Origin of the sequence: Pseudomonas cavernicola (assembly GCF_003596405.1) — a bacterium.
Taxonomy (GTDB): domain Bacteria; phylum Pseudomonadota; class Gammaproteobacteria; order Pseudomonadales; family Pseudomonadaceae; genus Aquipseudomonas; species Aquipseudomonas cavernicola.
Genome location: NZ_QYUR01000002.1, coordinates 1,530,700 through 1,556,996 on the forward strand (window position 1 = coordinate 1,530,700; position 26,297 = coordinate 1,556,996).

Below are 26,297 nucleotides of genomic sequence, written 5' to 3' on the forward strand. Positions count from 1 at the left end.
TGCCAATTGCTAGGAGAGGGAATGAAAAAGTTTCTCGCGACACTGCTGTTTTCCGCCTGCGCCCTGACCGGCCTCGGCGCCAATGCCGGCGCCATCGATGATGCGGTGAAGAGCGGCACCTTGCGGGTCGGCATGGACCCGACCTATATGCCGTTCGAGATGACCAACAAGCGCGGCGAGATCATCGGCTTCGAGGTTGATCTGTTGAAGAGCATGGCGAAAGCCATGGGCGTCAAACTGGAACTGGTCTCCACCAGCTACGACGGGATCATCCCGGCCCTGTTGACCGGCAAGTTCGACATGATCGGCAGCGGCATGACCCTGACCCAGGAACGTAACCTGCGCCTGAATTTCTCCGAGCCCTTCATCGTGGTCGGCCAGACCCTGCTGATCCGCAAGGAGCTGGAAGGCAAGATCAAGTCCTATAAGGACCTCAACGATCCGCAATACCGCATCACGTCCAAGATCGGCACCACTGGCGAGATGGTCGCCAAGAAGCTGATCAGCCAGGCCAAGTACAACGGCTTCGACAACGAGCAGGAAGCGGTGATGGACGTGGTCAACGGCAAGGCCGATGCCTTCATCTATGACGCCCCGTACAACGTGGTGGCGGTGAACAAGGCCGGTGCCGGCAAACTGGTTTACCTGGAGCAGCCGTTCACCTACGAGCCGCTGGCGTTCGGTCTGAAGAAGGGCGACTACGACAGCCTCAACTGGATCAACAACTACCTGCACCAGATTCGTGAAGACGGCACCTACGAGCGTATCCATGCCAAGTGGTTCAAGAACACCGACTGGCTGAAAGACATGGAATAAGCCGGTTCGGTTATTCGCTAGGAGTCTGTCGGGCTAAGGCGCCCGTAGAAGGGCAGTTCTAAGCCTGACAGACGCCTACACCCCAACGCGCAGGTTCGTCCTGCGCGTTGGTCATTACGGAGCACTCTTTTTGTGGAACAAGCTCGTGGCTAAACAGAAAAAACCACAGTGGCCTTGGCATGTACTGACCGGGCTGATCTTGATCGGTCTAGCGTGCAGCCTCTGGTTCGCCACTTCCCTGATTTCCTACGAGTGGCGCTGGAGCCGCGTGCCGCAGTACTTCGCTTACCATGCCGAGCAAGCCCAACGGGCAGCTGACTTTGCCCAGGTCGAGGTGGTCGACGTGGACGGTGACCGGGCCCGTGTAACGCTGTTAGGCGGCGCTGGCGGCAAACAGGTGGTCGAGGTGGCCACGGACAGTCTGCTGGTCTCGGCTGGCGGCGATGTGGACGAAGGCGATGTGATCGGCGTGAACCGTCACTGGGCGGCCGGGCCGTTGCTGTGGGGGCTGTGGACCACCCTCTGGATCTCACTCGCCTCCGGCGCGCTGGGGCTGCTGATTGGCCTGTTCACCGGGCTCTGCCGGCTGTCGAACAACTCGACCTTGCGTGACCTGTCGACCGTCTACGTCGAACTGGTGCGCGGTACGCCGCTGCTGGTGCAGATTTTCATCTTCTACTTCTTCATCGGCACGGTGCTCAACCTCTCCCGCGAGGTTGCCGGGGTCGCGGCGCTGGCGCTGTTCACCGGCGCCTATGTGGCCGAGATCGTGCGCGCCGGGGTGCAGTCGATCGCCAAAGGTCAGGGCGAAGCGGCCCGTTCGCTGGGCCTGACCGCGCCGCAGTCGATGCGCCATGTGATCCTGCCGCAGGCGTTCAAACGCGTCCTGCCGCCGCTGGCCGGGCAATTCATCAGCCTGGTCAAGGACACCTCGCTGGTCTCGGTGATCGCCATCACCGAGCTGACCAAGAGCGGTCGCGAGGCCATCACCACCTCGTTCTCGACCTTCGAGATCTGGTTCTGTGTGGCGGCTCTTTATCTGGTTATCAACCTGCCGCTGTCGCAAATCGCCAGCCGGCTCGAACGGAGGCTCGCGCAAAGTGATTGAAGTTCGCGATCTGGTAAAAGTCTTCGACACCCGCGGGCAGGTCGTGCGCGCGGTGGATAACGTCAGCACGCGAGTGGACAAGGGCGAGGTGCTGGTGGTGCTCGGCCCGTCCGGCTCCGGCAAGTCGACCTTCCTGCGCTGCCTGAACGGCCTGGAGGAACTCGATTCCGGCTCGGTCAGCATCGACGGCCTCGATCTGGCTAACCCGAAGACCGACGTCAACGCCTACCGCCGCGAAGTCGGCATGGTCTTCCAGCACTTCAATCTGTTTCCGCACATGACCGTGCTGCAGAACCTCTGCCTGGCGCAGAAGGTGGTGCGCAAGCGCAGCCAGGCGGAGAGCGAGGAAAAGGCCCGGGCGCTATTGGCCAAGGTCGGTATCGGCCAGAAGGCCAACGAGTTCCCCTCGCGCCTGTCCGGCGGTCAGCAACAGCGCGTGGCCATCGCCCGGGCACTGTGCATGGGCCCGAAGGTGATGCTGTTCGACGAGCCGACCTCGGCGCTCGACCCGGAAATGGTCGGCGAGGTGCTCGACGTGATGAAGACCCTGGCGCTGGAAGGCATGACCATGGTCTGCGTCACCCATGAAATGGGTTTCGCCCGCGAAGTGGCGGATCGCGTGCTGTTCTTCGATCACGGCAAGTTGCTGGAAGATGCGCCGCCGGCGCAGTTCTTCGCGCAACCAAAAGATCCGCGGGCACAGGCGTTTCTCAAGCAGGTGCTGTAGAACCGTTTATGATCTGCTACGCGTCGGCCATGCGGCGTTGAAATGGGGCTAAAAATGCTCATTTACTACGTGTAAATTGCGCTTTTTAGCCCGATTGACTCGCTATGCTCGCCCTGCGGGCCAGCCTTTGGCTGTTACTCCGCTTCGCTGCGTTGCGCCTTGTGACCCACATGGATGAGGGGAATGCCGCTACCCGTAGGCGACCCCATGGATGGGGGAGGTAGGAAAAATGCCGGGAGCATTTTCGAGAACGGGTGCGGCCCTGACCTTAGCTCGCGAGATCCTAAATCGGTTCTAAGTCCGCTAAACCTTAGCGGCTGACTCAAGCCTTACCCAGTGCTTCGGCGACGAAGTCGAGGCGATCCTGGCCGAAGTGCATTTCGTTGCCGACGAAGAAGGTCGGTGCACCGAACGCGCCGCGCTGGATCGCTTCTTCGGTGCTGCTTTTCAGCCGTTCCTTGACCGCTTCGTCATTCACCAAACGCTCGAACTCTGCCGGGTCCAGCCCCGCCGCACTCAGTACCTCGGCCACCACCTCGGGCTTGCCGAGGTTTTTCTGCCCGACCCACATGGCTTCGAACACCGCCTTCAGATAAGGCTGGAACTGCGGCGTATCGAGGTAACCGGCAGCGCCGCGCATCAGCGTCAGGGTGTTGATCGGAAAGTGCGGGTTGAAGGCCATGGGCACGCCGTAGCGCTGAGCGAAGCGCTCCAGGTCTTGCAACATATAACGGCCTTTGGCCGGAATGGTTACCGGCGATTGGTTGCCGGTGGCTTTGAATACGCCACCCAACAGCATCGGTCGCCAGGTGATCTCGGCGCCTGCGTCGGCGGCGATTTTCGGCAGCTGGGTCCAGGCCAAGTAGGTGGCCGGGCTACCGAAATCGAAATAGAACTCTACGGATTTGCTCATCTTATTGTTCTCAGGTAGTTAAACGGGTCGCCGTTGTTCAGAAGGTTTCCAGCCAGGGCCGCAGATCCATCTCATGCACCCAGCAGTCGCGGGGCTGGCAATGGATTTGCCAATAGGTCTCGGCAATGTGCTCGGGGTTGAGGATGCCGTCCTGCTCCTTGAGCTGATACAGCTCGGGGAAGGTCTCACGGATAAACGCGGTGTCGATGGCGCCATCGATGATTGGGTGGGCGACATGAATGCCCTGCGGCCCAAGTTCGCGGGCCATGCTCTGGGCCAGGGCGCGCAGGGCGAACTTGGCGCTGGCAAAGGCGGAGAACTTCGCACGGCCGCGCAGGGAGGCAGTGGCGCCGGTGAAAATAATGCTGCCGCGCTTGCGGGGCAGCATGACCCGCGCGGCTTCGCGGCCGGTGAGAAAGCCGGCCAAGGCAGCCATTTCCCAGACTTTGCGGTAGACCCGCTCGGTGGTTTCGGTGATCGAGAACTGCACGTTGGCGCCGATGTTGAATACCACCACTTCCAGCGGGCCGATCTCCCGCTCGATGGTTTCGAACAGGCTGAGCACTTGTTCTTCCACTCGCGCATCGCAGCCGAAGGCGCGTGCCGTACCGCCGGCGGCGGTGATTTCATCGACCAGCGGCGTGAGTTTATCGGCATGGCGTCGCGCCACGCAGGCGACATAGCCCTCGCGGGCAAAGCGTTTCGCTATTGCCCCGCCGGTCGCATCGCCGGCGCCCATCACTAATATCGCTTTGCATTCAGTCATGGCTTTCTCCTCAGTTCTATTTTGGAACCCTGTCGAATAGTCAGTTCCTTTTTGGAACCTGTCAAGCTATGGTGAGCCATCGGCTTACAGAGGTTTCGTCATGCGTTGGGAAGAACTCGATCAACAGCCTTGCTCTTTGGCGCGCACGTTGTCGGTGGTGGGGGATCGTTGGACCCTGCTGGTGCTGCGGGAAAGCTTTCTTGGTGTGCGGCGTTTCGATGATTTTGAAAAACGCCTGGGCATCACCCGGCATGTGCTCGCCGATCGGCTGAAGAAACTGACCGAGGCCGCGGTGCTGGTTAAGCAGGCGTATCAGCAGCGTCCGCTGCGCGAGGAATATCGGCTGACCGACAAGGGCCACGAGTTATACCCGGCGGTGCTGGCGCTGGTGAACTGGGGCGACCGGCATATGAGCGGTGTCGAAGGGGCGCCGATTCGGCATGTGCACAAGGCTTGCGGGCAGGCCATGCACGGCGTGCTGGTGTGCTCCGAGTGTGGTGAGCCGCTGGTGTCGCGGGATGTGGATCTGCACGAGGCGCCGGCCTTGCAGGGCCAGTTGTTGCCGGCGCACTGGCACGCCAAGTCGCGGGCCTAGAGCCTGTTCACGATCCGTTGCCGAACTAGATTAGTCGGGTGGAATCCCCGGAGGGGCTCCCACCGCCTGCCCGAACCAACTGGCCACTAGGGCTTCGGATCGTTTGAGCGTCTCGCGTTTGCCCGATTTGGTGGATTAGAACAGCCGGGCGATGAGCGCGGTGACGGCGGTTTCCACCCGCAGGATGCGCTCGCCGAGCTGTACCGGCTGCAATCCAGCAGCGTGCAACTTCTCGACTTCGTAAGGAATCCAGCCACCTTCCGGGCCGATGGCCAGGGTCACCGGTTGTTCGACGGCACGCGGGCAGGCCGGGTAGTCGCCGGGGTGGCCGACCAACCCGAGACTGCCCGCCGCCAGTTGTGGCAGGCGATCTTCGACGAAGGGTTTGAAGCGTTTCTCGATCAGCACTTGTGGCAACCGCGTATCGCGCGCCTGCTCAAGGCCGAGGATCAGTTGTTCATGGATCGCTGCAGGTTCGAGAAACGGTGTCTGCCAGAAGCTTTTTTCCACCCGGTAGCTGTTCAGCAGAATCAGCCGTGGCACACCCATGCTGGCGACGGTCTGCAGTACCCGCCGGAGCATCTTCGGTCGCGGCAGGGCGAGCAGTAGGGTCAGCGGTAATTTGGCCGGCGGCGGCTGATCCAGGCTGATCTGTAGCTCGGCCTCCTGGGTATCGAGACGCAGCAGCTGGCCTCGGCCCATCAAACCGTTGAGGCGACCAACGCGCAGGCTGTCGCCGGACTCGGCGCGATGCACTTCCTGCAGGTGCTTGAGACGGCGGTCGCGCAGAATCACGCGATCCGCCGCGACGAAGTCGGCATCCTCCAGCAGCAGTAAATTCACGGCTGGGTAGCGGGCGGTTGGTCGCCGTCGTCAGGGCTGACTGGGTCATCGTCCGGGTGCTCGCCGCGCTTGCGGATCATGCCACCGAAGAACAGACCGATCTCGAACAGCAGCCACATCGGCACCGCCAGCAGGGTCTGCGAGAAGATATCCGGCGGGGTCAGCACCATGCCGACCACGAAGCAGCCGATTACCACATAGGGGCGGATCTTGCGCAGGTAGACGACGTCGACCACGCCAATCCAGATCAGTAGCACCGTCGCCACCGGAATCTCGAAGGCCACGCCGAAGGCAAAGAACAGCGTCAGGACGAAATCCAGGTAGCTGTTGATGTCGGTCATCATCGACACCCCTTCGGGGGTGACGCTGGCGAAGAAGTGGAATATCAGCGGGAACACCAGGAAATAGGCGAAAGCCATGCCGGCGTAAAACAGCACGATGCTGGAGACCAGCAATGGCATGGCTATGCGCTTCTCGTGCTTGTACAGGCCGGGTGCGATAAAGCCCCAGACCTGATGCAGGATCACCGGCATGGCGAGGAACAATGCCACCACCATGGTCAGCTTGAACGGCGCGATGAACGGTGAGGCCACGTCGGTGGCGATCATCGTGGCGTTTTCCGGCAGGTAGGCGCGCAGCGGGGCAGAGACGAAGGTGTAGATCTTCTGGGCGAAGTAGAACAGCCCGGCGAAGATCAGGAAGGTCGCGGCGACGCAGCGCAGCAGACGCGTGCGCAGTTCGGTGAGGTGCGAGACCAGCGGCATTTGCTGGTCGTGTTCCGGGGTTTCGGCGCTCATGGGGCTCGCGGTGGCTGTTGCGGATCGGTGGCAATGGGCATGGCTGCAGCCGGGCTGACGGTGCTGGGTTGCGCAGCTGCCGGAGTGTCGGCAACCAGCGTCTCGCTGGCGGCAGGCTCGCTGATAGGCGCCGGCGGCTGTGGCGGGGCGATGAGGTTTTTCGCTTCTTGCTCCAGCGCCATGATGTGCTCGTTGTGCAGTTGGCGGCGAATCTCGTCGGCGCCGATCTCGCGCTCGACTTCCTGCTTGATCGCGTTGAAGCTGCGCTTCAGCCGACCGATCCACAGGCCGGCCGTGCGCGCCGCTCCAGGCAAGCGCTCGGGGCCGAGCACCAGCAGCGCGACCAGGGCTACCAGCAGCAACTCACTGAAGCTAATGCCGAACATGTTGCTAGTCCTTTCTGGCCGGCTCTTCGACCTTCTGCGCTTGCGCGTCGATGGTGTGTGGCGGGTTCAGCGGTGCGGACGGTTGCACCGGCGGCTCGCTGGGTTTCTCCTCGTCGCTCATGGCCTTGCGAAAGCCTTTGATCGACTCGCCGATATCGCTGCCCAGGCCCTTGAGCTTCTTGGTGCCGAAGACCAGTAAGACGACGATCAGAATGACGAGCCAGTGTTTCCAGTCAAAAATACCCATGGTGCCGCTCCTCTCAATAAATGCGTTATGCCGAAGGTTCGCGGGCGGCCTTTTCGGCATGCCCGGACAGACCGAAACGCCGATCCAGCTCATCCAGCACTGCCTGGGGATGCTGGCCGAGGGCGGCGAGCATGACCAAGCTGTGGAACCAGAGGTCGGCGGTTTCGTAGATCAGGTCACTGCAGTCGCCGCTGACGGCGGCGTCTTTGGCGGCGAGGATGGTTTCCACCGACTCTTCGCCGACCTTTTCCAGAATCTTATTCAGGCCCTTGTGGTACAGGCTGGCCACGTAGGAGCTGTCGGCCGCGGCACCTTTACGGGCTTCGAGCACTTCGGCCAGGCGGGTCAGGGTGTCACTCATGGCTGTGTCCTGCTGAGCTGTGTGGCGCACTGTAGATGGCGTGCGGGTCTTTCAGGACGGGGTCGACAATCTTCCAGGCGCCATGTTCGAACACCCGATAGAAGCAGCTTTCCCGTCCAGTGTGGCAGGCGATGCCGCCGATCTGCTCGACCATCAGGATGATGACATCGGCATCGCAGTCCAGGCGTAGTTCATGCAATTTTTGCACATGGCCGGACTCTTCGCCTTTGCGCCAGAGTTTGCCGCGTGAGCGTGACCAGTAGATGGCGCGGTTCTCACTGGCGGTGAGGCTCAGCGCTTCACGGTTCATCCAGGCCATCATCAGTACGCGGCCGGTTTTGTGGTCTTGGGCAATGGCGGGAACCAAGCCCTCGGCATTCCAGTTGATGTCGTCCAGCCAGTCGTTCATGCGTTATCCGTTAATGCGTATGTAGGGGGTAGCGCCGCGCGTCACCCGCCGTAATCCTGAGCGGTTAATAAGCTCAGTGTGCCAGCGCGCCGCCGCCCTGGCTATCGGCGCACGACCAGGTAAAGCCCGGCGCCGAGCATGATCCAGGCCGGCCAGGCGCTCAGAGCCGCCAGTGAGGCGCTGGTTGCCGCCAGACTGGCGCCGCCGACCATTAGCGCGGCACCGGTCAGGCGCAATAGCCAGCCATGGCGCTGTTCGCCCCCGGTTGGCGCAGGGGCCGTGGGCTGCGGCTGAGACAGGCGTTCGAGCAGCTCACGGGTCATGTGCGCCAGGTGCGGCACCTGCTCGACCTGAGCCTGTAGGCTATGCAGCAGACTTTTCGGGCTGATCCGGTCGCGCATCCATCGTTCGAGGAACGGCTGCGCGGTGCTCCACAGATCCAGGTCCGGGTAAAGCTGGCGACCCAGGCCTTCGATATTCAGCAGGGTCTTCTGTAGCAGCACCAGTTGCGGCTGGACTTCCATATTGAAGCGTCGCGCGGTCTGGAACAGGCGCATCAGCAACAGGCCAAAGGAAATGTCTTTCAGCGGCCGCTCGAAGATCGGCTCACAGACGGTGCGAATCGCCGCCTCGAAATCATTAACTTTGGTTTCCGCCGGCACCCAGCCGGAGTCGATATGCAGCTGCGCGACCTTGCGGTAGTCGCGTTTGAAGAAGGCGATCAGATTGCGCGCCAGGTAGTCCTGATCTTCCGGGGTCAGGCTGCCGATGATGCCGCAGTCGACCGCAATGTATTGCGGGCTCCACGGTTGGCGGGTGCTGACGAAGATGTTGCCGGGGTGCATGTCGGCATGGAAAAAACTGTCGCGAAACACCTGGGTGAAGAAAATTTCTACGCCGCGTTCGGCCAGCAGTTTCATGTCGGTGCGCTGATCGGCGAGGGTCGCCAGATCGGTCACCTGAATGCCGTAGATGCGCTCCATCACCAGCACTTGCGGCCGGCACCAGTCCCAGTACACCTGCGGTACATAGAGCAGCGGTGAGCCTTCGAAGTTACGCCGCAGCTGGCTGGCATTGGCCGCCTCGCGGAGCAGATCGAGTTCGTCGAAGATGGTTTTCTCGTAGTCGCTGACCACCTCGACCGGGTGCAGGCGGCGCGCTTCAGCGGAGATGCGTTCGGCCAGTTTGGCCAGCAGGAACAGCCAGGCCAGATCCTGGCGGATGACGGGCTTGAGGCCCGGGCGAATCACTTTGACCACCACTTCCTCGCCGCTTTTCAGCTGCGCGGCATGCACCTGGGCGACCGACGCCGAGGCCAGCGGCTGACTGTCGAAGCGCGCAAACACGCTGCCGACCTTGGCGCCCAGTTGCTCCTCGATCAATGCCAATGAGTGTGCGGGGTCGAAGGGCGGTACTTGATCCTGCAACTTGGCCAGTTCGTCGGCTATATCCACGGGTAGCAAGTCGCGGCGGGTGGAGAGCAACTGGCCGAACTTGATAAAGATCGGCCCGAGGTCTTGCAGCGCCAGGCGCACACGCTCGCCGCGCGATAGCGGCAGCGCTGTGCGCGGCAACCAGCGCCAGGGCAGGGTATAGCTCAGCGCGCGCAGCCACCAGGGGAGCGGCAGCTCGAGCAGCAAGTCATCGAGGCGGTAGCGGATGACCACGCGCTGGATGCGCAACAGACGGCGGACGGCAAGCAGCTTCATGCGGGTTCGCTAGGCTTTTGGGTGAGGGGGAGTTTGACGGTGAGGCGTTCAAAACGCGCGTCGAGGCGATCGAGGGCGAGTTTGAGGCTATCCAGTTCGGCGAAGCGCGCTTCGGCTTCGCGCTGGCCGACCAGACTGCGCGACTCCTCGTTGAGGTAGTCGGCGAGGTTCTGGCGCAGGCTGCCGAGGCTTTGGCCGGTCCAGCGCACGCGGCTTTTCAGGTGGCTACCGAGCAGTTGGCTACCCAGCGGACCGAGCCAGCGGGACAACTCGTATTCCCAGTCCAGCTCGAGATCCTGAAGGATGCCGGCGAGCTCCAGTAATACGCCGCTGTCACCGTGCAGTTCGACTGCCGGGCTGTGCAGCACGGCGGTTTTATCTTTGCTGGTGGCCAGGCGCAGCAAGCTGGCAGCCGGCGCGCGCAGTTGGCACGCGACGGCGCCTTCCCAGTTCGCCGCCAAGCGCAGGCCAGCGCCATCGGCGAGGATGAACAGCTGCGCCGCCGGGGCGCTGCAGTCCACCGCGATGACTTTGCCAGCCAAGCGCTCAAGTCGTGGCAGCGCAGTGCTGTCCAAGCGCAGCATGCGATTGACGCCGTGCTCCACGCCGGCCAGCAGAGCCTGAGTCAGCATCAGGGCTTGATGCCGCGGTGCAGCGCGACGATGCCGCCAGTCATGTTGTGGTAGGTGGCGCGCTCGAAACCGGCCTCGACCATCATCGCCTTGAGGGTTTCCTGATCCGGGTGCATGCGGATCGACTCGGCGAGGTAGCGGTAGCTTTCCGAGTCGTTGGTGATCAGCTTGCCCATCATCGGTAGCAGGCTGAACGAATAGGCGTCATAGGCCTTTGACAACAGGCTGCTGGTTGGCTTGGAGAACTCCAGCACCAGCAGGCGGCCACCTGGTTTGAGCACGCGCAGCATCGAGCGAAGGGCGTCTTCCTTGTGGGTGACGTTGCGCAGGCCGAAGGCGATGGTCACGCAGTCGAAATGGTTGTCCGGAAACGGCAGCTTCTCGGCGTCGGCCTGGACAAATTTGACGTTGCCGGCCACGCCCAGATCGAGCAGGCGATCGCGGCCGACTTTCAGCATCGAAGCGTTGATATCGGCCAGCACCACCTCGCCGGTCGGCCCGACCAGGCGGGCGAATTGCTTGGTCAGGTCGCCGGTGCCGCCAGCGATATCCAGCACGCGGTTGCCGGTGCGCACGCCTGACAGTTCGATGGTGAAGCGTTTCCACAGGCGATGCACGCCGGCGGACATCAGGTCATTCATCAGGTCGTACTTGGCCGCCACGGAGTGGAAAACCTCGGCGACCTTGTCGGCCTTCTGGCTTTCCGGCACGTTTTGGTAGCCGAAATGGGTGGTCGGTTCGGCATCACTGCCTTTGCGCGGATCGTTCATATCGCTGTCACCGGAAGAAAGTGCCGGCCATTCTAATCCCGGTGACCGGCTTTGTCTTGGCAACGGACGCCAGCGGTTGGCGTGCAAGGTGGTGTGGGCTGCTATAGTCGCGCGACCTAAGGTCGCAGTCAGGAGTTACCCATGGCCCGTTTTACCGTCGAGCGTTCGCATTCCCTTGGTCGTGAGGCCGCCCGCGCGAAAGCGGAGAAGCTCGCAGCGCGCCTGGCCAGTGAGTATGACGTGCGCTACCAGTGGGCTGGCGATGCTCTCGAGTTCAAGCGCAGCGGCGCTGAGGGGCGGATTGTGGTCGGTGATGATCGGGTGCGCGTCGAGCTGAGCCTGGGGCTGTTGCTGTCGGCCATGAGCGGCACAATCAAGCGCGAAATCGAAAAAGGCCTGGATGAGTATCTGGTCTGACGCGATAGCGGGCGCAGGCTGGATTAGCGGCGTGAACGCGCCGGTTTCGATCAATGCGATTGCTGCTGCCGCGTAACCCGGCATTGCGGTGGCGCTGGCACCTGTGTATCGCTGGGTTACGGCGCGCCTAACCCAGCCTGCGTTCCGGTTTGGCGTACAGAACCTAGGGCGTACAGAACCTAGTATGTAGATTCTAATTTTCCTCGTTACCTTGCGCTCAAGCCTGCATTTCGTGGGCGTTTCCTCAAACCTTTTGAGCGTGAGGTGCACCATGGCCAAAGTTGCTGTCAAAAAGAAAGCCGCAAGCAAAACCAACCTGCTGACCGACGTTAAGCATTACGGTCGTCAAATCTGGCTGGCGGGCCTGGGTGCCTACGCCAAAGCCGGTCAGGAAGGCGCAGGCTACCTGAAAGAGCTGGTCAAGGCCGGCGAAGGCGTTGAGAAGCAAGGGAAGAAACTGGTCACAGGTCAGGTCGAAGCGGCGAACAGCCAGATCGATACGGTGAAGAGCAGCGTGAGCGATAACGTGACTAGCGTTAAAAGCAAAGTTGAAGTGCAGCTCGACAAAATCGAGAAGGCTTTCGATCGCCGGGTTGCTAGTGCGCTGAATCGCTTCGGGATTCCTTCTCGTCAGGACGTTGATGCGCTCTCTGCTAAGCTGGACGTGTTGAATGAGTTGGTTGCACGCGTCGCTAAGACTCAATAAGGAGAGCGGGATGGTCGCTAAAAAGAAAGTCGAAAAAGAGAACAGCTCTTGGATTGGCGAAGTTGAAAAATACTCGCGCCAAATCTGGCTGGCCGGCTTAGGTGCTTACTCGAAGATCAGCAAGGACGGCAACAAGCTGTTCGATACCCTGGTCCAAGATGGCGAGAAAGCCGAGAAGTTGGCCAAGAGCGAAGTCGAGAAACAAGTCGGTGCCGTGAAGTCATCGGCCAAGTCGGCCAGATCCAAGGTCGATGAAGTTAAAGGTCTGGCCTTGGGCAAGTGGGGCGAGCTGGAAGAGGCGTTTGATAAGCGTCTGAACAGCGCGATCTCGCGTCTGGGCGTGCCGAGTCGCAACGAAGTGAAAGAGTTGCACGGCAAGGTGGAAACCCTGACCAAGCAGCTGGAAAAACTGACCGGGATTTCCGCCAAGTCGGTGAAGCCGGCGGCTAAGCCTGCCGTTAAAGCGGCGGTCAAGCCCGCCGCTAAGCCCGCCGCAAAAGCTGCGGCGAAACCTGCGGCCAAGGCGGTAGCTAAACCAGCCGCCAAGCCCGCGGCTAAACCAGTGGCAAAAGCTGCCGCCAAGCCAGCCGCGAAACCGGCAGTCAAAGCCGCGCCAAAAGCAGCTGCCAAACCCGCAGTGAAGCCGGCCGCGAAACCTGCGGCTAAAGCTGCCGCTAAACCTGCTGCCGCTAAGCCAGTAGCTGCCAAACCTGCTGCGCCTGTAGCAACGCCGGCTACCGCGCCTGCCGCAGCGCCTGCTGCAACGCCGGCGGCAACCACCGCAGTGGTGACGCCAAGCAACCCGTCCTGAGTCTTTCAGGATCAAAAACGCCCGGCCTAGCGCCGGGTGTTTGCGTTTGGTGCTCGGGTAGTATTCGTAGGCTGGTGTAGAGCGAAGCGAAACCCAGCGGGGTATGGGTTGAGTTTTGCCTAGCTCTACCCAACCTACGCGTCTAAATAGCGCTGCGCCAACTGCTCAGCCGCCTGGCGGGATTCGGCGCGGAGGTGCGGCGCTACCAGCATCATCACTTGGAATACCACCAGACGAATCTCGCCACTGCTGCCGAGGATGCGTTGGTAGTCGAGGGAGAACAGTAAGGTCAGGGTTATCTGCTCGACCAGCACGCCGAGCGCCTGGGTATCGCTGACCAGCTGATTCTCGGCCTTCAGGCGGGCCAACAGTGAGGCGAGGGTGCGCTTCAAGGCGTTCAGCCAATTGCGGATGCCACGCGCCAGCTTAGGTAGGCGCCCGGCGAGGTTGGACAGGTCTTGGAACAGAAAGCGGTAGTGCGCCAGGCGTTCGACGATCAGGTGCAGGAACAGCCAATAGTCCTCGACATCCAAGCGTGCATCAGCGGGCGGGTCGAGCAGCGGTGCCAGTTCATTCTGGAAGCGCTCGAACAGCTCCATGATCAGCGGCTCTTTGCCGTGGAAGTGGTAGTAAAGGTTGCCCGGGCTGATCTCCAGTTCATTGGCGATCTCCAGCGTGGAGACGTTGGGTTCGCCCTGCTGATTGAACAGCGTCAGGGCGCATTCGAGGATGCGGTCGCGGGTTTTCATCCAATCTTCTTATGTTGGCCGCCAGGCGGCAGACGGTAACTGGCCGGGTGGTCTCCGGCCGGCCTTCTCAAGGTTTAAGCCAAGGTTTAACGCACATGCACATAGGTGCCGGGGGCTGCCTCCATCGGCGGATGGTTCTGGCTGCCCAGCGCCAGCAGGGTTTCCCGTTGCTCGCCGGAGCGTTGCTGAATCCAGTCCAACCATTGCGGCCACCAGCTGCCACTGGCTTGTTTGGCGTCGTAGTACCAGGCACGCGGGTCGGAGCTGAGTTTGCCGCTTTCGAAATAGTTGGCCTTGGGATTACCCGGCGGATTGAGGATGCTCTGGATATGCCCGCTGTTGGACAGTACGAAGCGACTGTCGCCGCCGAGCAGCAGGGTCGAGCGATAGACCGCGTCCCAGGGCGTGATGTGGTCGTTGATGCCGGCGATGCTGAAGCTGTCGACCGTGACCTTATGCAGGTCGATCGGGGTGCCGCAGACCTCCAAACCGCCAGGATGGGTGAGTGGGTTGTGCTTGAAGAAGTCCAGCAGATCGCCGTGCAGGGCGGCCGGTAGGCGCGTGTTGTCGTTGTTCCAGTAGAGAATGTCGAAGGCCGGGGGTTGCTTGCCGAGCAGGTAGTTGTTGACCCAATAGTTCCAGATCAGATCGTTCGGGCGCATCCAGGCGAAGACCTTGGCCATGTCGCGGCCATCCAGCACGCCTTTCTGATAGGAGCGGCGCTTGGCGGCCTCGAGGGTTTTCTCATCGGCAAATAACATGGCCGGGCTGTCGATCTGACTGTCCAGCAGGCTGACCAGGTAGGTGGCGCTGGAGACTTTGCGCAGCTGCCGTTTGGCTTGCAGGTGGCCTTGCAGGGCGGCGATGCTCAGGCCGCCGGCGCAGGCGCCCATCAGGTGGGCCTCTTTGCTGCCGCTGATGGCGCGGGTCACATCGAGGGCTTCTTCGATGGCCTGTACATAACTCGAGAGACCCCACTCGCGATGGCGGGCGTCCGGGTTGCGCCAACTGATGATAAACACCTGCAAGCCGTTCTTCAGTGCGTACTGGACGAAGCTCTTCTCCGCGCTGAGGTCGAAGATGTAGTACTTGTTGATCTGCGGCGGCACGATCAGCAGCGGGCGGGCGTACTGCTTTTCGCTCATCGGCTTGTACTGGATCAGCTCCAGTAGTTCGTTGCGAAATACCACCGCACCCGGAGTGGCGGCCAGGTTGCGGCCAACTTCGAAGGCCTGTTTGCTGACCTGGCTGGGCAGGCCATGGTTGTGCAGGAGGTCATCGTATAAGTGGCCCAGGCCCTTGAACACGCTGCTGCCGCCACTGTTGAGCAGTTCCTTGATCGCCAGCGGGTTGAGCAAGCTGTTGGAGGGCGCCAGCGCATCGCTGAGCAGGGTGGCGACGAAGCGCGCGCGGGTGCGGTCATCCGCCGGCAGGTCGCTCTCGTCGATCCAGCTGTTCAACTGCTGCTGCCAGGCCAGATAGGCCTGCAGGCTGCGGCGATAGAAGGGGTTGAGACGCCAGGCCGGATCGGCAAAGCGTGGATCGTCGGGGTTGTGCTTATGCAGCGTGTCGCCAAGCAACACGCGGCCCAGTTGGCCGCCGAGGGCCAGCGCATGCTTGGCGCTGTACACCGGTCGACGCAGGCCCTGCAGGGTCAGGGAGCGCACGGTGGCAAACAGATCTCGGCCGCGCAGGCCGAGCATGGCGTTTTGCGCATTCATAAAGGCTGCGGGTACGGGCACAGGGTCCGCAGCAGATTTGTCTCGCATGGGGGCAACACTCCGTCGTCAAACCATTAAGGGAATCAACGTCAATTGGTAAGCAGCAAGGCTTGTACCAAGGCGCGCCGGAGGTGCATTCCAGACAGCCGCGCAAAGAAACAACGGTGTTACATGAGGCCCACTATTGGGTCAAGTGGGTAGGCGTCGTACTAAATTGGTGCGCGTGTTCAAGGCGCTGCTCAGTGACTGCGCAGTGGGGTCGGCTGCGGGTGCATCACCGCGCGCTGCCGCTCCTCCTGCAGAAACTTCATGATGATCGGCGCGACGGCCTCGGCCCGGGTGATCAAGAATAGGTGACCGTCGTCGATCACATGCAGTTCGGCATTCGGAATCCGCCAGGCCAGCAGGCGCATGTTGATGAGCGGAATGAGCGGGTCATCGTCGCCGGCCAGCACCAGGGTTGGCTGGCTGATCTTGTGCAGCCAGTGGATGCTCGTCCAGCCGAAACCGGCGAACAGCTGCCAGTAGTAGCCGAGCTTGCCCGAGGAACGCACTTTGCTGGCGTGCGCCAGGGCCAGATTGGGGTCGCGGCGGAACGCCCCGCCGTAGATATCCGGGGCGATCTGCACGCCGTAAGACGGCTGGATGTAGCGCCGTGGGCTGGCCATGCGCCAGAGCACCTTGGGCTTGCCCGGCACCATGATGGCGCCGGCCGAGGTGGCGGCGAGCACCAGCTTCTTGCAGCGTTCGGGATAGTCGTGGGCGAACTGTTGCGCCAGGGCACCACCCCAGGACACCCCAATTGCATTGACTTGGCCGTAATCCAGGTAATCGAGCATGCGCGCGACGAGTTTGGCCAGGCCCGGGAAGCGGTAGGGCTGGCTGGGCGTCGAGGAACCACCCACGCCTGGCACGTCGAAGGCGATCACTTCCTGATCGGGGTCGAGGGCCTGAACGAACGGAAATACCAGCTCCAGGTTGGCGCCGATGCCATTGAAGATCAGTAGCGGGGTCAGGTGCGCCTTGCCTGGGCGGACGGCCGTGCGGATGGTCTGCCCGTCGAGGTCGATGGTGCGAAAAACGAATGGTAACGGCATGCGCAGAGCCCTATGGATTGAACTGCTGGGAACGCGGTCCGGCGCTTCCCAGAATGACGAAGCTAGCCGTCCTGCAGGCTTCGTGGCTGTCGCCTCAGCCGGTAAGGGCTGGAGCGGCGGGCGGCACTTCCGAGTACCGCGGGCAGTGTGACGCAAGCTGTTGCGCTTTTAGGGTGCAGGCTCGGTAGCCGAGGCTGCACGCTGAGCGTTCATCCTTCCCCAGGAGTCTGTTGGCCTTTCTCGCTACTGACGTTTAAGCCCGACAGGCTCCTAGCGCTCATGTACATACGTGCCCGGCGCCGCCTCGGCAGCCGGATAGGCTTTGTTGCCAAGGGTACCCGGGGCTTTTTTCAGTTTGCCGGAGCGCTCGGCCATCCATGCTTGCCAGTGCAGCCACCAGGAGTCGGCATGTTTGGTGGAGGCGTCTTGCCAGACTTTCGGGTCGGCCGGCAGCTTGTCGCTGGTCATAAAGCGCGCTTTCGGGTTGCCTGGTGGATTGAGGATGCTCTGGATATGTCCGCTGTTGGACAGCACGAATTCGATCTTGCCGCCGAACAGCAGCGCCGAGCGGTAGCAGGCTTCCCACGGAGTGATATGGTCGTTGGTGCCGGCCAGGCAGAAGATGTCCGTGGTCACCTGCTTCAGGTCGATCGGCGTGCCGCAGACTTCCAGGGCGTTCGGCCGCGTCAGCGGGTTGCTTTTGAACAGCTCGATCAGGTCGCCGTGGAAGGCCGCGGGCAGGCGGGTGGTGTCGTTGTTCCAGTAGAGGATATCGAACACCGGCGGCTCGTTGCCGAGCAGGTAGTTGTTGACCCAGTAGTTCCAGATCAGATCATTCGGGCGCATCCAGGCGAACACCTTGGCCATGTCGCTGCCTTCCAGCACGCCGGCCTGATAGGAGCGGCGCTTGGCGGCTTCCAGAGTCTGGTCATTGATGAATAGGGCTACCGAGGTATCCAGCTTCGTATCCAGCACGCTGACCAGCAGGGTCAAGGCGTTGACCTTCTTCTCGCCGATCGCGGTGTAATGGCCGAGCAGGGCGGCGGTGGTGATGCCGCCGGAGCAGGCGCCGAGCATGTTGACGTCCTTGCTGCCGGTGATGGCGATGATCACGTCGATGGCTTCTTTCAGCGCTTCGATATAGGTCGACAGGCCCCATTCGCGCTGGGCCTTGGTCGGGTTGCGCCAGCTGACGATAAAGGTCTGCAGGCCGTTGCGCAGGCAGAAGCGCGCCAGGCTCTTCTCTTGCGACAGGTCGAACACATAGAACTTGTTGATCTGCGGGGGCACCACCAGCAGCGGGCGTTCGTGCACTTGTTCGGTGCTCGGCTTGTACTGGATCAGCTCCAGCAAGTCGTTGCGAAACACCACTGAGCCTTCGGTCGTGGCCAGGCTCTTGCCGACTTCGAAGGCGTCCATGTTGACCTGGCTGGGCATGCCGCCGTTGTTGACGATGTCCTTGGCCAGGTGGGAGAGGCCATCGAGCAGGCTTTTGCCGCCGGTTTCGAAGAAGCGTTTGAGCGCAGCCGGGTTAGCCATGCTGTTGCTCGGTGCCATGGCTTCGGTCATCAGGTTGATCACGAAGTGGCCGCGGTTGGTGTCGGTTTCGGACAGGTTGCTCTCCTCAACCCAGTCGTGCAGTTCTTTGCGCCACGCCAGGTAGCTCTGCAGGTAGCGCTTATACAGCGGGTTGTGGCTCCAGGCGGGATCGGCGAAGCGGCGATCACCGTCTTCCGGCTGGAGTTCTGAGCTGCCGAGCAGGACGTTTTTCAGCTCCAGGCCGAAGTGGGCAACGTGCTTGGCGCTGTGGATAGGTTGTTTGATGGCCTGGGTCAGGACCATGCGGGCAGTAGCCAGAATGTCTTTGCCGCGCAAGCCGATCACCGGGTTGAGCCCTAGGGTGTTTTCCGAGGCTTGACGCTGCAGATCTTCGTTACTCTTGTTGCTCATCTACGACGCTCCATTGTCCTGAGACAGATACCGGCGTGCGGCTGTGCGCGGCGACACAGGGCTTAGGGCCTAGTACTGCTCGGGTTACCGGGGGCGGAGCGAACTCCGCATCATTCATTGCATGTGGCTCAGCCAAATGCAGGGAACCTGCCAGTTCCTTGGTTACCCGAGTTTACGAGTTTGCGCAAGCTGGCCAGTCAGTTGGCCATGCGCGCGGGAGAGTATGCCGAGACGGATTAGAAAGTTCGCCCTAACCACGGGCGAGCTGCAACTTAGAGCATCAGCTTGACCACCGACTCGGCGGGATCACGGGATTTTCCGGCGTGCGCCAGTTCGGCGAGGTAATCGGCCCACAGCTGTTCCTGGCGTTGCGCCAGCTGGTCGAGGTAATCCCAGGTGAACAGGCCGCTGTCATGGCCGTCATCGAAGCACAGTTTTAGTGCGTACTGCCCGGCCGGCTCGATCTTGCTCAGGCCGACACCGAGCTTGCCGACTTGCAGGATGGGTTTGCCGTGGCCCTGCACTTCGGCCGACGGTGAGTGCACACGGAGGAACTCGGCGGACAGGTTGTAGATCTCGTCGGGCCCATATTTCAGGGTTAGGGTCTTCGAGGCTTTGTGCAGCTCGATGGCAGAGGGAATGCGCATCTTCGAGCCTCCGGCTAGAAGTAGGGCGGATAACGAGCAAGGTTACCCGCCGGGTTTTCTGACACATAACACTTAGTTGTGCATCGAAGTCGTTGCGGCGACTAAAGCGCTTCAGGCTTTAGCCGCCCTGCAAGGCCTGGCCCCTTACAGAATATAACGCGACAGGTCTTCGTCTCGCGCCAGTTCGCCGAGGTGGCTATTCACATAGGCCTCGTCAATATGGATCGGCTTGTCGCTGTGCTCGCTGGCCAGATCGGCGGCGCTGAAAGAAACTTCTTCCAGCAGGCGTTCCAGGACGGTGTGCAGGCGTCGCGCGCCGATGTTCTCGGTCTTCTCGTTGACCTGCCAGGCAATCTCGGCGAGGCGCTTGATAGCGTCCTCGGTGAATTCGATTTCCAGGCCTTCGGTCTTCAGCAGCTCGCGGTATTGCTCGGTCAGCGAGGCGTACGGCTCGGTGAGGATGCGCTCTAAGTCCTGCGGGCTCAGCGCCTTCAGCTCGACGCGAATCGGCAAGCGGCCTTGCAGCTCCGGCACCAGATCGCTCGGTTTGCTCAGGTGGAAGGCGCCGGAGGCGATGAACAGGATATGGTCGGTTTTCACCATGCCCAGCTTGGTGTTCACCGTGCAGCCTTCGATCAGCGGCAGCAGGTCGCGCTGCACGCCTTCGCGGGAGACGTCGATGCCGCCGGTGTTGCCGCGCTTGGCGACCTTGTCGATCTCGTCGATAAACACGATGCCGTGCTGCTCGACCGCCTCCAAGGCGCGCGCCTTGAGCTCTTCCTCGTTGACCAGGCGCGCGGCTTCTTCGTCGCCGACCAGCTTCAGGGCTTCTTTGACCTTGAGCTTGCGGGTTTTCTTTTTGCCCTTGCCCATGTTGGAGAACAGGCTCTGCAGCTGGTTGGTCATTTCCTCCATGCCGGGTGGGGCCATGATTTCGACGCCGGCCGGATGCTCGGCGACCTCGATCTCGATGTCCTTGTCGTCCAGCTGGCCTTCCCGCAGGCGCTTGCGGAACAGCTGGCGGGTGTTGGAGTCATTGCTCGGCACCGGGTCTTCATTGAAGCCGGGGCGCGCCGGCGGCAGCAGCGCGTCGAGGATGCGCTCTTCGGCGGCATCTTCGGCGCGATGGCGAACTCTGACGATCTCCTGCTCGCGCAGCAGCTTGATCGCAGCATCGGCCAGGTCACGGATGATCGACTCGACGTCGCGACCGACGTAGCCCACTTCGGTGAACTTGGTCGCTTCGACCTTGATAAACGGCGCATTGGCCAGTTTGGCCAGGCGGCGGGCGATCTCGGTTTTACCGACGCCGGTCGGGCCGATCATCAGGATGTTTTTTGGCGTCACTTCGGCGCGCAGCTCGACCGGCAGCTGCATGCGCCGCCAGCGGTTGCGCAGGGCGATGGCGACGGCGCGTTTGGCCTCGTCCTGGCCGATGATGTGGCGACTGAGTTCGTGGACGATTTCGCGGGGAGTCATAGGCATAAGATTTGGCGGGCCTCAGACAGCGAGGTCCAACTCCTCGATGGTCAGGTGGTGGTTGGTGAAGACGCAGATATCGCCGGCGATACCCAGCGCGGTCTCGGTGATTTCAAGGGCGGACAGGTCCGTGTGCATCAGCAGTGCGCGGGCGGCGGCCTGGGCGAACGGGCCGCCGGAGCCCATGGCGATCAGACCCTCCTCGGGTTCGACCACATCGCCGTTGCCGGTGATGATCAACGAGGCGTCTTTATTGGCAACCGCCAACATGGCTTCCAGGCGGCTCAGCGAACGGTCGGTGCGCCATTCCTTGGCCAGCTCGACGGCAGCGCGCACCAGGTGGCCCTGGTGTTTCTCCAGTTGCCCTTCGAAGCGTTCGAACAGGGTAAAGGCATCCGCAGTGGCGCCGGCGAAACCGGCAATCACCTGGCCGTGGTAGAGGCGCCGAACTTTCTTGGCGTTGCCTTTCATCACGGTGTTGCCGAGGGAAACCTGGCCGTCGCCGCCCATAACGACTTTGCCGTGGCGGCGTACTGAAACGATGGTGGTCAAGGGTGAGTCTCCACGCAGCGGGGCGAAATGCCCTAATGGAAACTCATATGGGGGACGCCTGCCGGCATTTCAACCGGCAGGCTCTGAGGAGCGGCTTAACGGCTTTGGCGTTGCTGTAACAACAGATTACTGAAGCCGTTGCCGGCGAGTTTCTTCTGCGCGCCGGTGAGCTGTTCACGGTTGCTGAACGGCCCGACCAGCACGCGGTACCAGGTTTCCTCGCGCACGGTGCCGGACTCCACTTGCACGTTTTGCCCGAGCAGGAGGATCTGCGCGCGCACCTTGTCGGCATCTTCCTGTTTGCGGAATGAGCCGGCTTGCAAGAAGTACTGGGTCACCGCGGCTTTGATGGCAACGGTCAGCGGCGGCGGTGTTTCACCTTTCAATGCTGCTTCGGCGCGAGCCGCGTCGGCTTTGGCCAGCTCGGCTGGGGTCGGTGCTGGTGGGGTTTTCTCTGGCACGGCATCCGCTGGGACTATGACCTCGGATTCCGGCAGCAGGGTGTAGAAGTCGTACTTCGGCTTCACCGGTTGCTGTGGGGTTGGCGTGCTAATCGGTGCTTTTGGTGCTGACGCTTTGCCGGCGCCCTGCTGCTCAGGCTTGAGCCGTTTGACCTCGTCGCGGCCCGGCTCCAGCTTCATCAATAGCACCACGAAGGCGCCGATGGCCAGGCCACAGGCCAGCCAGACCCAGCCCGGCACCGGTTGCCGGCGTGGTGCTTGATAGCGGCTGGCGCCGCGTTTGGGTGCTGGTTTTTTCTTGGCGGCCAACTTACATACGCTCCAGCGTTTCCAGACCCAACAGCTCCAGGCCTTGCTTGAGGGTGCGGCCGGTCAGCGCGGCCAGGCGCAGACGGCTTTGCTGAGTGGCTTCGTCCTCGGCGGAGAGGATCGGGCAATGCTCGTAGAAGCTGGAGAACAACCCGGCTAGCTCATAGAGGTAGGTGCAGAGAATGTGCGGGGTGCCTCTCTCGCCGACGTTGCGCAGAATTTCGCCGAACTGCGCCAGTTTGGTGGCGAGGTCTTGTTCCTGCGGGGCATCGAGGCTGAGCTGGCCGTCGACCTGTGCGTAGTTCTTGCCCAGCTTGCGGAACACGCTGGCCACACGGGTGTAGGCGTAGAGCAGATAAGGCGCGGTGTTGCCTTCGAAACTGAGCATCAGTTCGAAGTTGAAGCTGTAATCGCTGGTGCGGTGCTTGGACAGGTCGGCGTATTTCACCGAGCCGATACCGACGACGCGCGCGATGTTGCGCAGCTCGTCTTCGGCCAGGTCCAGGTTCTTTTCTTTGACCAGCGTGTAGGCGCGCTCTTCGGCTTCATCGAGCAGGTCGATCAGCTTCACCGTGCCGCCATCGCGGGTCTTGAACGGTTTGCCGTCGGCGCCGTTCATGGTGCCAAAGCCCATGTGTTCCAGCTGCATGCCTTCGTGGACGAAGCCGGCGCGGCGCGCCACTTCGAACACCTGCTGGAAATGCAGGGCCTGGCGCTGATCGACGAAGTACAGCGCGCGATCGGCCTTCAGCACCTGGCTGCGGTAGCGCATGGCCGCCAGGTCGGTGGTGGCATACAGATAACCGCCGCCGGCTTTCTGCACGATCACCGGCAGTGGGTTGCCTTCGGCGTTCTTGAATTCGTCGAGGAATACGCACTGGGCGCCGTTGCTCTCGACCAGCAGGCCTTTGGCCTTGAGGTCGGCAACCACCTGGGCGAGGTCGTCGTTGTAGGCGCTTTCACCTTTGACGTCGGCCGGGGTCAGTTTGACGTTCAGGCGGTCGTAGGCCTTCTGGCAATGCGACAGGGAAATTTCGTTGAAGCGATGCCACAGGCGCATGCATGCCGGCTCTCCGGCCTGCAACTGCACCACCAGCTCCCGGGCACGGTCAGCGAACTCGGCAGACTCGTCGAAGCGCTGCTTGGCCGCCCGGTAGAAGCCTTCCAGGTCGGACAGCTCGGTTTCACTGGTTTCCGGGTTTTCCTGCAGATAAGCCAGCAGCATGCCGAACTGTGTACCCCAGTCACCGACGTGGTTCTGCCGGATCACCTCGTCGCCGAGGAATTCCAGCACCCGCGCCACGCCGTCGCCGATGATGGTCGAGCGCAGGTGGCCGACGTGCATCTCTTTGGCCAAGTTCGGTGAGGACAGATCGACCACCACCCGTTGCGCCGGGCCGGTTTTGCGCACGCCGAGTTGGGCATCGGCCAGGGCGGCGTCGAGGCGGCCAGCCAGGGCCTGATTGTCCTGGTAGAAGTTGAGGAACCCGGGGCCGGCGATCTCGACTTTAGTGACTTGTGCGTCGGCCGGCAGTGCGGCAATCAGCTTCTCGGCCAGCTCGCGCGGCTTCAGCCCGGCCGGCTTGGCCAGCATCATGGCGATATTGCTGGCGAAGTCGCCGTGGGTTTTGTCCTTGGTGTTCTCGACCTGAATCGCCGGGGTGAGGCCTTGCGGCAGCACGCCTTCGCTGACGAGACGGGTGAGGGCTTGCTGGATCAGCTGGCGAATGGTGTCTTTCATGGTCTGCTCTTGCGGCCATCGGGGCGACAGTGCGCCGGGAAGCGGGTGGAAAATTGGCCATTATCCGTGGCCGTGGCGGCCTTGCCAACCGCACTGGTCGGTTGCGCTCAAGGGGCGAATGGTAGCTCGGTGCTCTATATAGGGGCTTGCGACAATTCTGCGTGACGCTAGGAGTCTGTCAGGCTTAGGTGCCCGTAGCGAGAAAGTCTGGGATTGAGACCGTTTTTTCACTCAGTCGAGGCGAATAGTCATTCTCTTTAACGAGGCTGAGTGGAAAAACGGGCCAATATCCAGGCTTTCGCAGTAGGACAGTTCTAAGCCTGACAGACTCCTAGAACAGGTCTATCGGGTCGACATCCAGCGACCAGCGCACCGCGCGCCCGGCAGGTATTTTCTCCAGCGCCAACAGCCAGTTGTTGAGCAGGCGATGCAGTGGGGCGCGGGCGTTAGCCTGCAACAACAATTGTGCGCGATAACGGCCGGCGCGGCGTTCCATCGGCGCCGGTACCGGGCCGAGGAGTTCAATGCCGCTGAGGTTCAGCTCGCGCAGCAAGTGTTCGGCTTCTGTGCAGGCCTCGTCGAGAAAACCTTCCGCTTGCCCGGGTTTATGGGCCTCGGCGCGCAGCAGCGCGAGGTGGCAAAAGGGCGGCAGGCCGGCGGCGCGCCGCTCGCTCAGGGCCTGTTCGGCGAAGGCGAAGTAGCCTTGTTCGGTCAGTTGCACCAATAGCGGGTGATCGGCCAGATGGGTCTGGATGATCACTCGGCCAGGCTCCTCCGCGCGCCCGGCGCGGCCGGCGACCTGCACGATCAGCTGGGCCATGCGCTCGCTGGCGCGGAAGTCGGCGGAGAACAGTCCGCCGTCGGCATCCAGAATCGACACCAGCGTCACCCGTGGGAAGTGGTGGCCTTTGGCGAGCATCTGCGTACCGATCAGGATGCACGGCTCGCCACGTTGGATGGTGTCGAACAGTTGGTTCATCGCATCTTTGCGCGAGGTGCTATCGCGGTCGACGCGCAGTACCGGGTAATTCGGGAAGAGGATGGCCAGACGCTCTTCGGCGCGCTCGGTGCCGGCGCCGACCGGGCGCAGGTCGACCTTGCCGCATTGCGGGCAGTTGCTCGGCTGGCGTTCGACATGACCGCAGTGGTGGCAGCGCAGTTCGCCCGAGCGCTGGTGCACGGTCATCCGCGCATCGCAGCGCGGGCATTCGGAGAGCCAGCCGCAGTCGTGACACAGCAAGGTCGGCGCGAAGCCGCGGCGGTTGAGGAATACCAGCACCTGCTGGCCGGCCGCCAGGGTCTGGCCGATGGCCTGCTGCATGGGGCCGGAGATGCCGCTGTCGAGTGGCCGACTCTTGATATCCAGGCGCAAGAAGCGCGGTTGCTGGGCGCCGCCGGCCCTTTGGGTCAGGCGCAGCAGGCCGTAGCGGCCGGCGTGGGCGTTCTGCAGGCTTTCCAGCGAAGGGGTGGCGGAGCCGAGCACGATCGGGATGTTTTCCTGCCGCGCACGGACCAAGGCCAGATCGCGGGCGTGGTAGCGCAGCCCTTCCTGCTGTTTATAGGAGGCGTCGTGCTCCTCGTCGATGATGATCAGTCCTGGGTTCTTCATCGGGGTAAACAGCGCCGAGCGGGTGCCGATGATGATGTCCGCCTCGCCATCACGCGCTGCCAGCCAGGCATCCAACCGTTCGCGGTCGTTCACCGCCGAGTGCAGCAGGGCGATGCGCGCGTTGAAGCGCCGCTCGAAGCGCGCCAGGGTTTGCGGGCCGAGGTTGATCTCCGGGATCAGCACCAGCGCTTGCTTGCCCGCCTCCAGGGTTTCGCGGATCAGCTGCAGATACACCTCGGTCTTGCCGCTGCCGGTCACCCCGGCCAGCAGAAAAGCGTTGAAGCTGTCGAAACCGGCCCGAATCGCCTCGGTCGCCGCGCGTTGCTCGGGGTTCAGCGGCAGCTCCGGTTGCGCCAGCCAGTTGGCGTGACGCTCGCTTGCGGCATGACGGCGGACCTCGATACTGACCAGGCCTTTCTCGCGCAGCAGCTCGAGGCTGTCTTTATTCAGCTGCAAGTGGCTGAGCAGTTGGTGCGCTACGCCATGCGGATGCTGCGCGATGGTCGCCAGGGCGTCACGTTGACGCGGTGCGCGAGCCAGCCGCGGATCGTCGAGGCGGGCTCCTTCAGTCAGATGCCAGAAGCGCTCTTGCCGGGCTTCGGCCGGCTCGCCTTGGCGCAAGAGTGTCGGCAGTGCCCAGCTGAACGTATCGCCGAGGCTGTGCTGGTAATACTGCGCCGTCCACAGGCACAGCTTGAAAAAGGCCGCGGGCATCGGCGACTGCGCGTCGAGCAATTGCAGCGCCGGTTTCAGTTTGTCTGCTGGCACCTCGCTGTGATCGCTGACTTCGACCAGAATGCCGATCAGCTCGCGCCGGCCGAACGGCACACGCAGGCGCATACCCGGCTGCAAGTCGGCGCGATGCAGGCCAGCCGGCGCTCGATAGTCGAACAGGCGGCGCAGTGGCGAGGGCAGGGCGAGGCGCAGAATGGCGTCGGGCACGCGAGGGGGCTCCTAGGCTCTGTTGAT

General features: G+C 62.2%; 28 protein-coding genes. 7 read left to right on the forward strand and 21 right to left on the reverse strand.

The window, feature by feature from the left end:
• Positions 1-21 precede the first annotated feature (21 nt).
• The 3 genes from D3879_RS07495 (at position 22) to D3879_RS07505 (ending at position 2,651) form a co-directional block, all read left to right on the forward strand.
• Positions 22-816 (forward strand): transporter substrate-binding domain-containing protein, encoded by a 795-nt coding sequence (locus D3879_RS07495; protein WP_119953426.1) that lies wholly within the window; start codon positions 22-24, stop codon positions 814-816.
• Positions 817-961: 145 nt separating this feature from the next.
• Complete coding sequence (locus D3879_RS07500) at positions 962-1,924, forward strand: amino acid ABC transporter permease (protein WP_119954918.1); 963 nt, start codon at positions 962-964, stop codon at positions 1,922-1,924.
• Positions 1,917-2,651, forward strand: coding sequence for an amino acid ABC transporter ATP-binding protein (locus tag D3879_RS07505; protein WP_119953427.1), 735 nt, complete (start codon positions 1,917-1,919; stop codon positions 2,649-2,651). The genes D3879_RS07500 and D3879_RS07505 overlap by 8 nt, the downstream gene beginning before the upstream one ends.
• Positions 2,652-2,973: 322 nt before the next feature.
• Here D3879_RS07505 and D3879_RS07510 read toward each other — a convergent pair whose 3' ends face one another.
• Both D3879_RS07510 and D3879_RS07515 read right to left on the reverse strand, forming a co-directional pair.
• The gene (locus D3879_RS07510) at positions 2,974-3,564 is read right to left on the reverse strand and encodes a 2-hydroxychromene-2-carboxylate isomerase (protein ID WP_119953428.1); all 591 of its coding nucleotides are present in this window, start codon (positions 3,562-3,564) and stop codon (positions 2,974-2,976) included.
• A 37-nt stretch (positions 3,565-3,601) separates the two neighbouring features.
• Positions 3,602-4,330: an SDR family oxidoreductase gene (locus tag D3879_RS07515; protein WP_119953429.1), complete on the reverse strand. Its 729-nt coding sequence runs from the start codon at positions 4,328-4,330 to the stop codon at positions 3,602-3,604.
• A gap of 100 nt (positions 4,331-4,430) precedes the next feature.
• On the opposite strand from D3879_RS07515, the gene D3879_RS07520 reads away from it, so the two are divergent.
• Positions 4,431-4,925 (forward strand): winged helix-turn-helix transcriptional regulator, encoded by a 495-nt coding sequence (locus D3879_RS07520; RefSeq protein ID WP_119953430.1) that lies wholly within the window; start codon positions 4,431-4,433, stop codon positions 4,923-4,925.
• Between the two features lie 135 nt (positions 4,926-5,060).
• Here D3879_RS07520 and D3879_RS07525 read toward each other — a convergent pair whose 3' ends face one another.
• The 9 genes from D3879_RS07525 to ubiE all read right to left on the reverse strand — a co-directional run bounded on the left by D3879_RS07525 (position 5,061) and on the right by ubiE (position 11,079).
• A complete protein-coding gene (locus D3879_RS07525; protein ID WP_119953431.1) occupies positions 5,061-5,768 on the reverse strand; it encodes a 16S rRNA (uracil(1498)-N(3))-methyltransferase in 708 nt (235 codons plus the stop codon).
• A complete protein-coding gene (tatC, locus tag D3879_RS07530; protein ID WP_119953432.1) occupies positions 5,765-6,565 on the reverse strand; it encodes a twin-arginine translocase subunit TatC in 801 nt (266 codons plus the stop codon). The genes D3879_RS07525 and tatC overlap by 4 nt, the downstream gene beginning before the upstream one ends.
• Complete coding sequence (tatB, locus tag D3879_RS07535) at positions 6,562-6,951, reverse strand: Sec-independent protein translocase protein TatB (protein WP_119953433.1); 390 nt, start codon at positions 6,949-6,951, stop codon at positions 6,562-6,564. Before tatB ends, tatC begins: the two co-directional genes overlap by 4 nt.
• A gap of 4 nt (positions 6,952-6,955) precedes the next feature.
• Positions 6,956-7,198: a twin-arginine translocase TatA/TatE family subunit gene (locus tag D3879_RS07540; protein ID WP_119953434.1), complete on the reverse strand. Its 243-nt coding sequence runs from the start codon at positions 7,196-7,198 to the stop codon at positions 6,956-6,958.
• A 25-nt stretch (positions 7,199-7,223) separates the two neighbouring features.
• Entirely contained in the window at positions 7,224-7,559 is a 336-nt protein-coding gene (locus tag D3879_RS07545; RefSeq protein ID WP_119953435.1) for a phosphoribosyl-ATP diphosphatase, read from the reverse strand.
• A complete protein-coding gene (gene hisI, locus D3879_RS07550; RefSeq protein ID WP_119953436.1) occupies positions 7,552-7,968 on the reverse strand; it encodes a phosphoribosyl-AMP cyclohydrolase in 417 nt (138 codons plus the stop codon). Before hisI ends, D3879_RS07545 begins: the two co-directional genes overlap by 8 nt.
• A 101-nt stretch (positions 7,969-8,069) precedes the next feature.
• The gene (gene ubiB, locus D3879_RS07555) at positions 8,070-9,677 is read right to left on the reverse strand and encodes a ubiquinone biosynthesis regulatory protein kinase UbiB (RefSeq protein ID WP_119953437.1); all 1,608 of its coding nucleotides are present in this window, start codon (positions 9,675-9,677) and stop codon (positions 8,070-8,072) included.
• Entirely contained in the window at positions 9,674-10,309 is a 636-nt protein-coding gene (locus tag D3879_RS07560) for a ubiquinone biosynthesis accessory factor UbiJ (protein ID WP_119953438.1), read from the reverse strand. Before D3879_RS07560 ends, ubiB begins: the two co-directional genes overlap by 4 nt.
• The gene (gene ubiE, locus D3879_RS07565) at positions 10,309-11,079 is read right to left on the reverse strand and encodes a bifunctional demethylmenaquinone methyltransferase/2-methoxy-6-polyprenyl-1,4-benzoquinol methylase UbiE (RefSeq protein WP_119953439.1); all 771 of its coding nucleotides are present in this window, start codon (positions 11,077-11,079) and stop codon (positions 10,309-10,311) included. Before ubiE ends, D3879_RS07560 begins: the two co-directional genes overlap by 1 nt.
• A gap of 141 nt (positions 11,080-11,220) precedes the next feature.
• On the opposite strand from ubiE, the gene D3879_RS07570 reads away from it, so the two are divergent.
• From D3879_RS07570 to D3879_RS07580, 3 genes are all read left to right on the forward strand, one after another.
• Positions 11,221-11,496, forward strand: a complete 276-nt coding sequence (locus D3879_RS07570; RefSeq protein WP_119953440.1) for a polyhydroxyalkanoic acid system family protein — start codon at positions 11,221-11,223, stop codon at positions 11,494-11,496.
• Positions 11,497-11,767: 271 nt separating this feature from the next.
• Entirely contained in the window at positions 11,768-12,202 is a 435-nt protein-coding gene (locus tag D3879_RS07575; protein WP_119953441.1) for a phasin family protein, read from the forward strand.
• Positions 12,203-12,212: 10 nt separating this feature from the next.
• Positions 12,213-13,013 carry a phasin family protein gene (locus D3879_RS07580; RefSeq protein ID WP_119953442.1) on the forward strand — a complete coding sequence of 267 codons (801 nt, stop codon included), beginning with the start codon at positions 12,213-12,215 and terminating at the stop codon, positions 13,011-13,013.
• A 134-nt stretch (positions 13,014-13,147) separates the two neighbouring features.
• On the opposite strand, the gene D3879_RS07585 is transcribed toward D3879_RS07580, so the two are convergent.
• From D3879_RS07585 to D3879_RS07630, 10 genes are all read right to left on the reverse strand, one after another.
• Entirely contained in the window at positions 13,148-13,762 is a 615-nt protein-coding gene (locus D3879_RS07585) for a TetR/AcrR family transcriptional regulator (RefSeq protein WP_119953443.1), read from the reverse strand.
• A gap of 86 nt (positions 13,763-13,848) precedes the next feature.
• Positions 13,849-15,531: a class II poly(R)-hydroxyalkanoic acid synthase gene (gene phaC / locus D3879_RS07590; protein WP_119953444.1), complete on the reverse strand. Its 1,683-nt coding sequence runs from the start codon at positions 15,529-15,531 to the stop codon at positions 13,849-13,851.
• Positions 15,532-15,722: 191 nt separating this feature from the next.
• The gene (phaZ, locus tag D3879_RS07595) at positions 15,723-16,580 is read right to left on the reverse strand and encodes a poly(3-hydroxyalkanoate) depolymerase (protein ID WP_119953445.1); all 858 of its coding nucleotides are present in this window, start codon (positions 16,578-16,580) and stop codon (positions 15,723-15,725) included.
• Between the two features lie 270 nt (positions 16,581-16,850).
• On the reverse strand, positions 16,851-18,530 hold the full coding sequence (gene phaC, locus D3879_RS07600; protein WP_119953446.1) for a class II poly(R)-hydroxyalkanoic acid synthase: 1,680 nt from the start codon (positions 18,528-18,530) through the stop codon (positions 16,851-16,853).
• A gap of 272 nt (positions 18,531-18,802) precedes the next feature.
• On the reverse strand, positions 18,803-19,177 hold the full coding sequence (locus D3879_RS07605) for a gamma-butyrobetaine hydroxylase family protein (RefSeq protein WP_119953447.1): 375 nt from the start codon (positions 19,175-19,177) through the stop codon (positions 18,803-18,805).
• 144 nt (positions 19,178-19,321) lie between these two features.
• Positions 19,322-20,662 carry an HslU--HslV peptidase ATPase subunit gene (gene hslU, locus D3879_RS07610; protein WP_119953448.1) on the reverse strand — a complete coding sequence of 447 codons (1,341 nt, stop codon included), beginning with the start codon at positions 20,660-20,662 and terminating at the stop codon, positions 19,322-19,324.
• Positions 20,663-20,677: 15 nt separating this feature from the next.
• A complete protein-coding gene (gene hslV, locus D3879_RS07615; protein WP_119953449.1) occupies positions 20,678-21,208 on the reverse strand; it encodes an ATP-dependent protease subunit HslV in 531 nt (176 codons plus the stop codon).
• Positions 21,209-21,303: 95 nt separating this feature from the next.
• The gene (locus D3879_RS07620) at positions 21,304-21,978 is read right to left on the reverse strand and encodes an SPOR domain-containing protein (RefSeq protein WP_119953450.1); all 675 of its coding nucleotides are present in this window, start codon (positions 21,976-21,978) and stop codon (positions 21,304-21,306) included.
• 1 nt (position 21,979) lies between these two features.
• Entirely contained in the window at positions 21,980-23,719 is a 1,740-nt protein-coding gene (argS, locus tag D3879_RS07625) for an arginine--tRNA ligase (protein ID WP_119953451.1), read from the reverse strand.
• Between the two features lie 331 nt (positions 23,720-24,050).
• Positions 24,051-26,270, reverse strand: coding sequence for a primosomal protein N' (locus D3879_RS07630; RefSeq protein ID WP_119953452.1), 2,220 nt, complete (start codon positions 26,268-26,270; stop codon positions 24,051-24,053).
• Positions 26,271-26,297 lie beyond the last annotated feature (27 nt).

What these genes read in the sequence shown, in the direction of transcription:
- D3879_RS07510 (WP_119953428.1), bottom strand. Translation starts at nt 3,564, where the DNA reads ATGAGCAAATCCGTAGAGTTCTATTTCGATTTCGGTAGCCCGGCCACC.
- ubiE (WP_119953439.1), bottom strand. Translation starts at nt 11,079, where the DNA reads ATGAACGATCCGCGCAAAGGCAGTGATGCCGAACCGACCACCCATTTC.
- hslU (WP_119953448.1), bottom strand. Translation starts at nt 20,662, where the DNA reads ATGCCTATGACTCCCCGCGAAATCGTCCACGAACTCAGTCGCCACATC.
- phaZ (WP_119953445.1), bottom strand. Translation starts at nt 16,580, where the DNA reads ATGCCGTTACCATTCGTTTTTCGCACCATCGACCTCGACGGGCAGACC.
- tatC (WP_119953432.1), bottom strand. Translation starts at nt 6,565, where the DNA reads ATGAGCGCCGAAACCCCGGAACACGACCAGCAAATGCCGCTGGTCTCG.
- D3879_RS07495 (WP_119953426.1), top strand. Translation starts at nt 22, where the DNA reads ATGAAAAAGTTTCTCGCGACACTGCTGTTTTCCGCCTGCGCCCTGACC.
- ubiB (WP_119953437.1), bottom strand. Translation starts at nt 9,677, where the DNA reads ATGAAGCTGCTTGCCGTCCGCCGTCTGTTGCGCATCCAGCGCGTGGTC.
- D3879_RS07580 (WP_119953442.1), top strand. Translation starts at nt 12,213, where the DNA reads ATGGTCGCTAAAAAGAAAGTCGAAAAAGAGAACAGCTCTTGGATTGGC.
- tatB (WP_119953433.1), bottom strand. Translation starts at nt 6,951, where the DNA reads ATGTTCGGCATTAGCTTCAGTGAGTTGCTGCTGGTAGCCCTGGTCGCG.
- D3879_RS07520 (WP_119953430.1), top strand. Translation starts at nt 4,431, where the DNA reads ATGCGTTGGGAAGAACTCGATCAACAGCCTTGCTCTTTGGCGCGCACG.
- D3879_RS07540 (WP_119953434.1), bottom strand. Translation starts at nt 7,198, where the DNA reads ATGGGTATTTTTGACTGGAAACACTGGCTCGTCATTCTGATCGTCGTC.
- D3879_RS07515 (WP_119953429.1), bottom strand. Translation starts at nt 4,330, where the DNA reads ATGACTGAATGCAAAGCGATATTAGTGATGGGCGCCGGCGATGCGACC.
- hisI (WP_119953436.1), bottom strand. Translation starts at nt 7,968, where the DNA reads ATGAACGACTGGCTGGACGACATCAACTGGAATGCCGAGGGCTTGGTT.
- argS (WP_119953451.1), bottom strand. Translation starts at nt 23,719, where the DNA reads ATGAAAGACACCATTCGCCAGCTGATCCAGCAAGCCCTCACCCGTCTC.
- D3879_RS07560 (WP_119953438.1), bottom strand. Translation starts at nt 10,309, where the DNA reads ATGCTGACTCAGGCTCTGCTGGCCGGCGTGGAGCACGGCGTCAATCGC.
- phaC (WP_119953446.1), bottom strand. Translation starts at nt 18,530, where the DNA reads ATGAGCAACAAGAGTAACGAAGATCTGCAGCGTCAAGCCTCGGAAAAC.
- D3879_RS07575 (WP_119953441.1), top strand. Translation starts at nt 11,768, where the DNA reads ATGGCCAAAGTTGCTGTCAAAAAGAAAGCCGCAAGCAAAACCAACCTG.
- D3879_RS07585 (WP_119953443.1), bottom strand. Translation starts at nt 13,762, where the DNA reads ATGAAAACCCGCGACCGCATCCTCGAATGCGCCCTGACGCTGTTCAAT.
- D3879_RS07545 (WP_119953435.1), bottom strand. Translation starts at nt 7,559, where the DNA reads ATGAGTGACACCCTGACCCGCCTGGCCGAAGTGCTCGAAGCCCGTAAA.
- phaC (WP_119953444.1), bottom strand. Translation starts at nt 15,531, where the DNA reads ATGCGAGACAAATCTGCTGCGGACCCTGTGCCCGTACCCGCAGCCTTT.
- D3879_RS07605 (WP_119953447.1), bottom strand. Translation starts at nt 19,177, where the DNA reads ATGCGCATTCCCTCTGCCATCGAGCTGCACAAAGCCTCGAAGACCCTA.
- D3879_RS07570 (WP_119953440.1), top strand. Translation starts at nt 11,221, where the DNA reads ATGGCCCGTTTTACCGTCGAGCGTTCGCATTCCCTTGGTCGTGAGGCC.